This window comes from Secundilactobacillus paracollinoides DSM 15502 = JCM 11969, from assembly GCF_001311135.1.
GTDB classification, from domain to species: domain Bacteria; phylum Bacillota; class Bacilli; order Lactobacillales; family Lactobacillaceae; genus Secundilactobacillus; species Secundilactobacillus paracollinoides.
The window spans coordinates 1-11529 of the sequence record NZ_BBAG01000072.1; the positions used below are offsets into that span (position 1 = coordinate 1).

An 11529-nucleotide genomic window follows, 5' to 3' on the forward strand; every position below is an offset into this window, starting at 1 on the left:
GTAAATATTCTTTTGAACACCTGTTTATGAACATTTATGCAATCCCAGTCAATCCTCCCGATCGCTATAAAACAGCCATAAATCGCTACATTTAGCTATAATATCAGACACAAATCCACCGTATTTAAATTGACTTACTTTCCAATTTAAACGTAAGCGCTTATACTGTGGCCAGAAACCTGAAAGGACTGATCATAATGACAAGCTTTGACCGACGAGATCCACAAACTGATAACTTACTGACACCAGAAACAAGTGCATTTTTACTAATAGACTACCAACCGACACAGATCAATTCGATCAATTCAATGCCCCATTTTGAATTAGTCCAGCGCATCTCTGCGGTCACCAAGCTCATGAAGGACTTTGAGGTACCAATCATCCTATCAACCGTCAACGTCGCAACTGGCCGTAATAAGGACACAATTCCACAACTCAAGCGCATTACTGGCGACATTCCTTCCTACGACCGAACCACCATCAATGCTTGGGAAGATAAGGAGTTTCTCGGTGCTGTTAAGAGCGTCAACCGTCCTAACCTCATCATCGCTGCATTATGGACCGAAGCCTGTCTCACCTTCCCAACAATTGACGCGTTAAAGGAGGGCTACAAAGTCTTCCCCGTCGTGGATGCCGTGGGTGGGACGAGTGAGGTTGCTCACGAGGCTGCTCTCCGGCGTGTTGAACAGGCTGGCGCCACCCCCGTTTCCTACGCCCAACTCGCCTGCGAATTCCAGCGGGATTGGAGCCGTGACGAGACAGTGAATACATTCTTTAATGACTTAGACCAAGCCGGCATCTTCTTGGAACTCTAACAAAATAAAATCCTGCACCGATTGGCGCCGTCACAAGGCGCTAACCTACATACCTTCGACACACCATAACCTTTGCCTGACAATGCAACATCGTCGAAGGTCTGTGCCTCTTGTTTCACATTGTCACATAGTGTCTTTGTACCGTCACCTAGTAGTACCAACGGCTTACTCACCCCCGAATAAGCGTTGGTGGGTGACGTTTTTAGAGTGTGAGGAAAGGCGGGTTAGGGGCGGTGTGTAACGGACTCTGACCGAAAAGTCCGGGCCTGACTTTTTGGTCAGAGTCCGTTACACACCGCCCCGTGCCTTTCCGAACACGTTTCAGCTAGATAACAGTAGAAAACGCCGCCACTTAATCATTAGTACATAATAAGCACTAAAAAAGCGGATCTGCCTTTTCACAGACCCCAGCCCCCTGACCTTTCCGAACAAATGTATCTCCAAAAGCAAAAAAAAGAGACCGCCCATCACCCCAGACAGTCTCTTTAACACGCCAAAATAAACCTAATCCCGCGCCTGTTTCCGCGTTTGATAACTCAGAAAGATCCAAGCAATCGTCCCAAAGAACACAGGTCCAATGATCGTCCAGAACGCAGTCACATAATCGTGCGTAATAATCGGGTAAGCACAGGTAAAGCCAATGCCCCCAACAAGGACGATCAACACAATGGTCACAATGATGTTCGTCAGCGTTTTATTATTGTAAACATGGAAACTATAGTCCAGATCTGTCCGGCGTTTAAAGAACGGAAAGGCGCCGATCAGAAACAGATATGGAAACGACGTCGACACGTTCGACATATCGGTGAGAATCATGTAGAACCGTTGGGCCGTTGACCCACCAAAGGCAATGAGAAAGATCAGCACACAGACAATGGTTGCCTGCGTCCACATCGCATAGCTTGGCATTTCTTTGCCGTTTAACTTGGTCATTTTCTTAGGCCAGAACTTTGGGTTGGACCCCATAATAAACGACTTCAGCGGCGAGTAAATCAAGACGGAGAACGACCCCAGGTAAGCAATAAACATGCCCAGTCCGGCGAACCTTGCAAACAAAGCCCCAATGATGCTAGCCGTGTGTGCAGATAAGTTTAAGCTCGTCGCTAAGGATACCCCAAGGTTATTCATCAAAACATACGTAATGTTCCCAAGGTTCACCTGGTTGCCTGATAGCACCTGGTGCCAATTTGTGCTGACACCCCAGAGGAAAATCGAGAGCGAATAGGCAATCGTGATGGCAATCGTTGAAAAGATCAATCCCCGTGGGAACGTCTTTTCCGGCTTATCCAAACTATCAGTCACGCCACCTAGAGATTCCGCGCCAGCATAAGCGAAAATGGCGTAGACGATAAACGAAATAAACGCAATCGGCGACTGGAACTCTGGATTAGGCGAATGAATGAAACTCCCAATACCGTGAATCGGTTGGGCCAACTGGCCGTGGTTTGCGATCCAAACCGTTAGACTTGCGAGCACAAAAATCGCGGTGAGCAGCGTGACGAAGATGCCCCCAATGGAAGATAAACGCGCAATCATATCCATCCCGTGACTCGCTGACCAGGTAATGAAGATGATCCATAGGATGGCCAGCACCCCGATCACCTGGGTAGAAGCGAGCCCCATGATGTGCCAACTCGGCGTGGCATCATGGCCGGCAAAAATCGTTGAAAATGGAATCCAGACTCTCGAAGCCGTTGAAACCATCCAGATGATCCAGGACGACAGCCAGATAAACGTACCGATGAACGCGAGTCGTTCACCGATGGACTCGGCCAACCACGAATAAATCCCCCCGTGGGCGTCCTTAAACGCAGACCCATACTCAGCAAACATCAGCGAACTTGGCAGCATGAAAAATAACGCCGCAAGGATATACCAGATAATGCTGGCGTACCCCATCTGATCAAAGGCAATGGTGGTGTTGGCGAATCCGTAGATCGTCGTAAACACCATCAGAATCAACCCGATCAGTGTAATTTTCTTCTTTCCCATAATCTTACCTCAACCTCAACATAGAATAAGTGCATGATAATCCTCTTTAAATGTACCCTTTAATGTATAACTACTCAATATTTATGAAAGAAGATTTAGTTTCTCATGTGATTCAAAGATTAAGTGCTTGAGTATATCGTTGATATTATGCAGTTTTAAATAACAAACAGTTTAACCGTGATTGTATAATATTCCAATTAAGCTGAACAATGATTAGGTACTTGCATAGATTAATCGGGTTATTCATCATTTCACAATTCAAAAAAAGCACTGCGATGACCGATCATCGCAGTGCCTTTTAATTAGGATCTCATTGACTTCATTTAGTCATGTTTCCGTTTCTCAAACCCAAGCCAGCCGGCCATTGTGGTTGCCAGAGCCAGTAAGCCAAAAACCCCAGCGTTCTCCTGTGTTTCGGAGGTCTGCGGTAGTTTGTGATACCGTCCCATCCGTGAGTCGTTGGCTGTACCAGCCTGAGTGGTTGCCGACCCAACGCTGTTTGCGGTTGTGGTCAACCCAACGCCATTCTCAGGGGTTCCAGATTGCCCGTTACCAGTTGCTGTATTACCAGTCGTAGCGGTCGTTGTGCCAGAATTGCCACCAGTCGAGTTCCCGCCATTTGGTACAACAGCAGGCTGCTGCCCGGTCGTAACGTCGCCTGGATTGGTCGTTGTGGTACCCGTGTTGCCATCAGTTCCAGTGCTAGTCGTATCACCAGGTGTGGTCCCGGTATCTGTTCCAGTCCCATTTCCAGTGTCGGTCCCTGGATTTGAATTGTTGCCCGTATCAGTACCGCTATTACCATTACCGTTGCCGTTATCAGGCGGGGTAACGGCATCCTTTTCGTAAACCACGGTCAGTTCAAGGTTGCTATCGCCGTAGTGGACGGTCTGCGAACTAGTTGCCTGGTCAGAATCTGTGCTGACGACCACGTGGTAGCCTGGAATCGTTGGCAACGTAACACCAGCAAGCGTCCGGCTTTCCGGTGTAATGGTAACTTCACCAGTAGCTGCATCCGTCGTCTTGGTAAACCCAACGGCCACCGTGACTTCAGGACTCAACGTGTTGCCGTTTTGGTCAACGAACGTCACTTGCTTAGCGACTACGTCAGTCTCCATTGCAGGCGCATCCTTTTCATAAACCACGGTGTAGGTAAGGTCAGGGTCGCCAAATGCGACTGTTTCTGACTTTCGTGCACCGGATAAGTCGGCACTTTGGACAACGTGGTAGCCGGTGATGGTTGGCATCGTGACAGCATCTAACGTGCCAGGATCCGGGGTATAAGTGATGTCACCAGTCACAGCATCGACACTCTTTGTGATTCCAAGGTTCTGGGTGACTGAAGGTGCAATCGTGTTGCCATCCTGATCAACGAAGTTAACGGTCTTTGAGACAATATCCGTTGTCACTGTTGGATCATTCTTAGTGTAGTAATAGGTCACTTGCTGACCAAACGGACCATAAGTGCCAGTTGCGTTTCCAACCACTTCTTTAAGTGTATAACCCGTGAACGATTCAGCAGTCGTTGTGTAGGTTCCTAAAGAGTGTGTCTGTGTAGCCGTTGCCCCAGCATTTGATACTGTTTGAGTATCCAGTGATGTCGTACTGCCGTCTGGATTGATTGCGGTGTAGTTAACGGTTACGTCTGCATTTGGTAAGAAATAGAATCTGATATATTCACCATTGCTGCTCATGACTCCGCTGGGATCACCTTGGCTGGTGACAAGCGTGTATCCTGTAGCCGTTTTGGCATCGAGAGCAGCCTGAAGGCCATTGTTATACAAATTATATGTCTGACCAGTGGCACCTGGATAAGTGGTTGCCACACCACTAGTCGGCGCTGATGGTGCTGAGGTGTAATCTTCATCATCTGAAGTAGCTGTATTCTTGTACAAATATTGTACAAGAATTGGATTACTATCTGTGGCACTCAGTTGTGTTTGGTCAAACGTCCCTGTTGCGTCCGTTGGTGTTGAAACTAAGGTGTATCCTGGAACCACAACAGATGCCAAAGCTGATGTATCATAGCCGTTAGCTGGATGAGTCCCATCTGAAGCATTCATCGAACTGCCAGGTAGTGTTTGTTGAAAAATAACATCGCCAGTATCTTCATCCACCATTTGCACAATGACATCAGAAAGCGGGACGTAATACAAGGTTACAGACTGCGCACCTGCTTTGTTCTTGGTTGCTGCAAGCGTAGAAATATCACTAATCAAGACATAACCTTGCAAGTTAACCGCGTTATTTGCAACGTTGACGTCTGAACTCAAATTACCATAAGCATATGCTTCTGTGTTTGTCCCATCTAACGTTGGCTTTTTGCCGTTAACTGCTGCTTGAAACGGATTAGGCACACCAGTAATCGTCTCGCCAGTCAACGCATCAACATAGTGATACGTAATAATACCAGCTTCGCCAGTTGGTACTGTTGTAGTTGAATCAGCAGTCATTTTGGCAACTAAATCGTCAGCAGTGATTCCTTCCGCCAACGTATACGGCACATCAACCGCCGCGTCAACCGCCGTAATCATCTGCGCGACCCCACTTGCTGCGTAAGTGGCAGCCGCCTGAGTCTTCGCATCAGCCAGCGTCGCGGCATCCGTGGCGCCCAGATTTGTGACCGTTACTTCATCAGGGTTATCAGTAGTCGATGATGCCGGTGCTTCCGTATCTGGTTGCGACTGAGTTGTTTCCGTTTCAGCTGGCGTGACTGCTGCTTTCACATCAGTTGCCGCCGTTGTTGAATCGGTTGCCGTTTTTGCTGAAGCAGCAGGTGCAGTCGTATCTGTAGTGCTCGTCTCGCTTGCCTGCTTCTCAGTGCTGGTGGCAGCCGTTGAAGTTGTTGCAGCAGTTTTCGCAGTGGTATCAGGTGCTGTTGTCGTCTCTGAAGCTGTCTTCGTATCACTAGTAGCAGTTGTCGTTGTGCTTGTTGCAGCCTCAGGAGTATCTGAGGCACTGCTTTCAGTTGTTGAACCTGCAGTGCTCTCAGAGTTGCTTGTTAAAACGGCACTGTCACTGGCCGTCGTCGAAGTGGTACTACTTGAGTCACTAGTCGTAACCGCGGTCGTATCCGCATCAGCCGTCGTTGTGTCCGCTTTAGCTACTGAAGCCCCCGCGACACCAGCTAATCCGATCGACAATGTTGTGACACCAGCAGCCAGCCAACGTTTACCGGCCTTATAAAGTTTTGGCCGAACAATAATCGTGTTTTCATCATGCATTAATTTCCGATACTCTGATCGTTTCATCATTATGATTCCCCCATGTCTACCTACGCCACAATACACATCAAATTATTGTCAGTAACCAGGATAATCATCCAGTGGTTACTCCTCCAATGTAATTATAACTTGTTTACAAATCGTTAAGGTGATGTATGAATTAAAATGATTATATAGTTTTCAAACTAACCCAACAATTTACGGTGATTTATTTGTAAAAATAGCCGACTCCGCTAGATAAATGTGGCGTTACCTGAACCTCTTCAATGATTGCTTGCTCGCTGGATTTGAAACTACTAAAATGGTGCGACTATCGCGTCATAATTATAGTTGTTTCACAGCTTTCTTAGACAATTTTAGCGAATTGTATTATCATCTTTTGGAACACGTGCATCAAAATACATGTAATCATTATCTACACAATCGGTGCTATCTGTATTTCATGATTCAGGTTTCGACACCGATTAAATTGATATATAATAACCATAAAGGCGGGACTATTAATAAAAAAATTCTATGAAGCCTTGCGTAATACAAATGCATGACATTTTCGGTTGTTCGCTTGTCGCTCATTTGTTTTCGCGCTAGAATCATGACTACTTAAACTAAAAACGCACCTTATTAACGACTTAATTTAAAAAAGCACCACCTTGATCTTGACACTAGACGACACTTAGGGGGATTTATGTCATGAACATGCAAGAAATGCTGCGCCATACAAATGTGGCCGGCAGTTTTGCCCAGTGTAAGATGGGCATTGAACGCGAGGGGCAACGCGCCACGCTTCAAGGGCAATTAGCCACAACTGACCACCCACAAACACTGGGTAGCCGGGCTTATCACCCCTATATTCAAACAGATTTTGCGGAAACGCAGCTGGAATTGATCACGCCGATCTGTACGCGGACGACAGACCTGACCAACTGGCTGGAATTGTTGCACACGACGGCTGAAACGGCAATGGCCCCCAACGAGGTACTTTGGCCGATCAGCATGCCGCCAGCGCTGCCTAAGGACGAGCAGGACATCCAATTGGCTAAGCTGAGTGACCCGCACGATGTGGCATACCGGTCACATTTGGCGGCAGTTTACGGCCGTCGCAAGCAAATGGTCAGTGGAATCCATTTCAACTTCGAATTTGACCCGGCGCTGGTAAAACAGCTCTTTGACCAGCAAAATGACATTCCTGATTTTGGCGACTTCAAGACAGCCCTCTACTTTAAGGTGACCCGCAACTATTTGCGGTACCAGTGGTTGATCACCTACCTCATGGGCGCATCGCCAACGAGTGAACCGGGCTATTTTACGGATGATGACCGGCCAACAAAACCGGTTCGCAGCATCCGGAACAGCCACTATGGCTACACCAACGGCCCAGATGTGCACGTGTCATACGCGGACATGCCCCATTATTTAGCCGACTTAGACCGGCTTGAAGCGGCTGGTACACTGTCGCAGGATAAGGAATTCTACGCTCCAGTCCGACTACGCGGTGGCCATGAAGTTCATGACCTGCGCACGGCTGGCGTTGAGTATCTGGAATTGCGTAACATCGACCTGAACCCCTTCTCGCCATATGGCATTAATAGTGCCCAAATTACGTTTTTGCGGTGCTTCTTACTGACCTGTTGTGGCTGGATGAGGAACAACCCGCAGATGACTGGGTAGCTACGGGGACGGCCGCCAACGATGCAGTCGCGCTTGAAGATCCCACGACGATTTCCGCCAGAGTTGAAGAAGGCGAAATGCTCGTGAACACAATGGAAGAAATGAGCCATGCGTTGCAGTTGCCGCTTTCCGCAACCCTCTTTAATGACGCAAGGTACACCCTGCATCGTCCAGAAAAAACGCCGGCGTACATGCTGTACACACAGAGTCAGCTCAGCAGTCAGGAGCGGTTTGCCACCGGCATTGCCATGCGTAATAAACAGTCTGCGAACACGGCTACCGACCGTTTTATGGCCACAAATGTCCAGCTGCGCATCCTGCTCATCAACGCTGTGAAACGCGGCATCACGGTGACGTTTACCAACCGGACGAAAACAGCATTCAAATTAAGCTTCAACGACCGAACCATCTACGTCAGCGACCGCGGCACCAGCAACGATGGTGACCACTGGCAACCAGTGACAACTGAAAATCCATTGCCGGTGACGGTGGCGCATGCGCTGGATATGAGCTGGCGTGGCGAAAAGCACGAGGATGAGGAATAAACCAACTGTTCTCAGTTTTGTAGCAACGAATACTGATGTCAAGTCTTTCATGGCTGCTTAGTACCATTCGATGAACACCAAGGGCATTCTTAACTACGTGATGATGACCTAAGGTGCTCGTTGAGGATTTTTATGCCACATTGAATGATCACTACTATGTAGCGGAGTGGAGCCGGTTGGCATTGCAGGCAGTAGTGAAAGCATGAGTTGATGACCGTTTTTGGGTCATTTACTCATGCGGGCGTGAGGGAGATCCACTTTTGGCAACGCCAAAATTAGCTTCCTCGCGACCCCACTACAGTCTGCAGAGCCAACCGGCGGAACGCAGCGACAATTAACAACTCCTAAAATAATTAAATTAAAATGAGAATTCCTCTTGACGTTTCTCATCAAGGTGTTATGATAATGTCAACTTGATAGAGCAATGCGTTTACGAGGACAACGTTCAGCCGCTATACAGCGATCCCGGGTTGGTGCAAGCGGGAAATAGGCTGAACAAATCACCTCTAGGCATTTAGCGCGAACTTGAGTAACGCTAAACGGAGTCACACTCCGTTACCAAAATGGATCTGTGAATACGCAGATCGTAAGTCCTGTTCGGTGACAGATGGGAAGCTAAAAGGTGGTAAAGCACATAAGGGTGCCCTTTAAGATCATGACTCATGGTCTTTGGGGCACCCTTTTTCTATCAAAATATAATTTTGGGAGATCATACATATGAAGTTTACAGTTGTTGGCGCAGGCGCCATGGGATTACGTTACGGGTTATTGTTACAGGATGCGGGCAACGAAGTCGATTTTGTGGATGGCTGGGAAAAGAATGTCGAAACCATGCATGAACAAGGCAGCGTTTACGTGTCACGAGATCACGAAAACAAGCATCTAGTCCCGCTGAATGTTTACTACCCTGAAGGCTATACGGGCGATCCAGACTGTTACGTGTTCTTCTTAAAACAGATGCAGTTGGCTGACATGCTGGAACGGTGTGCGCACTTCTTCAAGCCAAACCAGTACGCCTTTACCTGCATGAACGGGATGGGACACGTTGAAAAATTATTGAAGTACTTTAAGCCGGAAAAGGTCGTTGCTGGGACCGCCCTCGTGGCAACTGTTTTAAACGGGGCTGGCGACGTCGACTTTATCGGCAAGCGCGGTGCGGGATCAATGAAGCTTGCGAACTATACCGAAAAACCGGACGAATTCACCCACAAACTGGTTGAACAGCTCAAAAAAGCCCAGTTCAATCCAGAGTTGACGACGAACTTCCGTGGTACCCTGATGGCCAAAGTCGTTTTCAATTCCGTGGTCAACACGCTTTGCACGATGTTTGAAATGACCATGGGCGAATACGCTGACTACGAAGGCGCCGATGAGATGAGTCGTCAGCTGATCGATGAACCTACGACGTGTGTGAGCGCGATGGCGTGCAGATGATCACCACTCGGCAGGAGGAACTGGACAGCGTTAACTACGTCAGCAAGGTTGCAATCCCCTCCACTACCCGTCTATGTATCAGGATATGCATAACTACCGGCCAACCGAAGTCGACTACATTAACGGGTATCTGGTTAAACTGGGGCAAAAGCACGGGTATAACGCCAAGACTCACGCGTTCTTGACTCACGAAGTTCATTTGGCAGAACGCGGCAAGCAACGGGAATTGAAACGTCTCCAAGCGGCCAAGGAAGCCACTGCCGTAAAGGCCTAACCCGTAAATAATATCCTGGTTGTCAGCAACACTCGCGCAGGTCGGCCGCTTCGATTTGAAGCGAATTGGTGCGCGGGCCTTACTGGCAACCAGTGCGCAATCGTCCAGCGCATCCGTTTTCTGAATGGACACGTCCAGCGAGGTCATCAGGCATCCTGTCCAACTCGATGATGACTGGTAAGCTGGTGCAACCCTCGTGTAGCGGGACGCAACCTCGTACTACATATGCCGCTACCCCGTGTGTCATTGCAGCACCCCCTAGCACTGACGATTACGACAACCACGACTGAAGTCAGCGTGCCAACAGCTGCCACACAATGATTTCAGTTCTATCTAGCTTGCATGGAGAGCGTTTTCTCGGCTATAATAGCGATATTATTTAAACTGAGGAGCGAAACCATGATCAAACAAATTAACCACGATGAGGGTTTCCTGAAGCGCAAGGCCGTTAAAGCCACGCGCCAGGATGCCGCTACCGTTACCGACCTGATGGACACGTTACGGGCCAACCAGGACCGGTGCGTCGGCATGGCCGCCAACATGATTGGCGTCAACAAACGCATCATCGCCGTTCAAATGGGCATCCTATCAGTGCCCATGATCAATCCTGAAATTACGAAGACGTCTGATCCTTACACGGCTAAGGAAGGCTGTCTTTCACTTGTCGGGCAGCGGTCAGCCAAACGTTACGGTACGATCGAAGTGACATTCTTGGACCAAAAATTCCAGGAACACACCCAGACCTTTAGTGATTTTATCGCGCAAACGATTCAACACGAAATCGACCACTGCAACGGCATTATCATTTAATCACAAACCGCTTGATCTACTATGTATTTACCGCTTGATTTAATAAAACACCTCAGACTGTCAAGGTTGCTGACGATCCGAGGTGTTTTTTGTGTCAAAAAAAGCACCACTAGACCGTTTAATCTGGTGGTGCTGGGTATGGTTAGAAACTGATTACTACTCCTATGCAATATGACGACCAATACAACTGCGCGTTATCGTTTACGATAACTCCCCGGCGGCGGCATCGTTTTGACCATAATCGGTTTCCCCTGATTATGGGTCACATTCGTGTTTCATGAGTTGCCTAACCCACACAGTTAACGGTAATCCCCACCGAAACCCGTGCTATATCTGAAAGTGACAAGCAAATGGTGTTATGGCAACGCTGCTCGTTAAACTCAATAGTATAAACCAGCAAAACGGTGCAATAAACACACGCTTACTAAGAGTGACTGACATCTAATAAGTTGTGTACAATTAAATCGATAAGAAACACTTAACTTATAAAGCATTTAAATGCAAGCATTTTTTGAACATTGTGTCGGTTTTTTATTTTTTTTTAGAATCGCAGGTTATTTTAAGGTTCAGTGATTAGAATATGGCTTGTTTGTTTTTTTCGATGGTTTGTTATTGATTTATCACAGCACGAACAAGTGCAACAGATATTGGACACTTGTCTGTTTGCGAGAAATGTGTATAATTGTCTTTCTACTGTTTCGTGTTTTTTGAAACGGGAACATTTCCTATAGTTTTGAATATGCTTCTGAAGTGCTCTTGTGTGAGCG

6 protein-coding genes and 1 pseudogene are annotated in these 11529 nt (G+C 47.7%); 5 read left to right on the plus strand and 2 right to left on the minus strand.

Going from position 1 to position 11529, the window contains the following annotated elements; translation table 11 throughout:
- Positions 1-197 precede the first annotated feature (197 nt).
- Positions 198-815: an isochorismatase family protein gene (locus JCM11969_RS14600; protein WP_054712280.1), complete on the plus strand. Its 618-nt coding sequence runs from the start codon at positions 198-200 to the stop codon at positions 813-815.
- A 504-nt stretch (positions 816-1319) separates the two neighbouring features.
- On the opposite strand, the gene yjeM is transcribed toward JCM11969_RS14600, so the two are convergent.
- Both yjeM and JCM11969_RS14610 read right to left on the minus strand, forming a co-directional pair.
- On the minus strand, positions 1320-2807 hold the full coding sequence (gene yjeM, locus JCM11969_RS14605; protein ID WP_054712284.1) for a glutamate/gamma-aminobutyrate family transporter YjeM: 1488 nt from the start codon (positions 2805-2807) through the stop codon (positions 1320-1322).
- A gap of 323 nt (positions 2808-3130) precedes the next feature.
- Positions 3131-6061, minus strand: a complete 2931-nt coding sequence (locus tag JCM11969_RS14610) for a mucin-binding protein (protein WP_054712288.1) — start codon at positions 6059-6061, stop codon at positions 3131-3133.
- A gap of 660 nt (positions 6062-6721) precedes the next feature.
- On the opposite strand from JCM11969_RS14610, the gene JCM11969_RS14615 reads away from it, so the two are divergent.
- The 4 genes and pseudogenes from JCM11969_RS14615 (at position 6722) to JCM11969_RS14630 (ending at position 10762) form a co-directional block, all read left to right on the plus strand.
- Positions 6722-7699: a hypothetical protein gene (locus tag JCM11969_RS14615; protein ID WP_054712291.1), complete on the plus strand. Its 978-nt coding sequence runs from the start codon at positions 6722-6724 to the stop codon at positions 7697-7699.
- On the plus strand, positions 7642-8244 hold the full coding sequence (locus tag JCM11969_RS14620; protein ID WP_156319392.1) for a hypothetical protein: 603 nt from the start codon (positions 7642-7644) through the stop codon (positions 8242-8244). The genes JCM11969_RS14615 and JCM11969_RS14620 overlap by 58 nt, the downstream gene beginning before the upstream one ends.
- A gap of 717 nt (positions 8245-8961) precedes the next feature.
- Positions 8962-9952: pseudogene (locus tag JCM11969_RS14625) on the plus strand (ketopantoate reductase family protein).
- Between the two features lie 399 nt (positions 9953-10351).
- The gene (locus JCM11969_RS14630) at positions 10352-10762 is read left to right on the plus strand and encodes a peptide deformylase (protein WP_054712293.1); all 411 of its coding nucleotides are present in this window, start codon (positions 10352-10354) and stop codon (positions 10760-10762) included.
- Positions 10763-11529 lie beyond the last annotated feature (767 nt).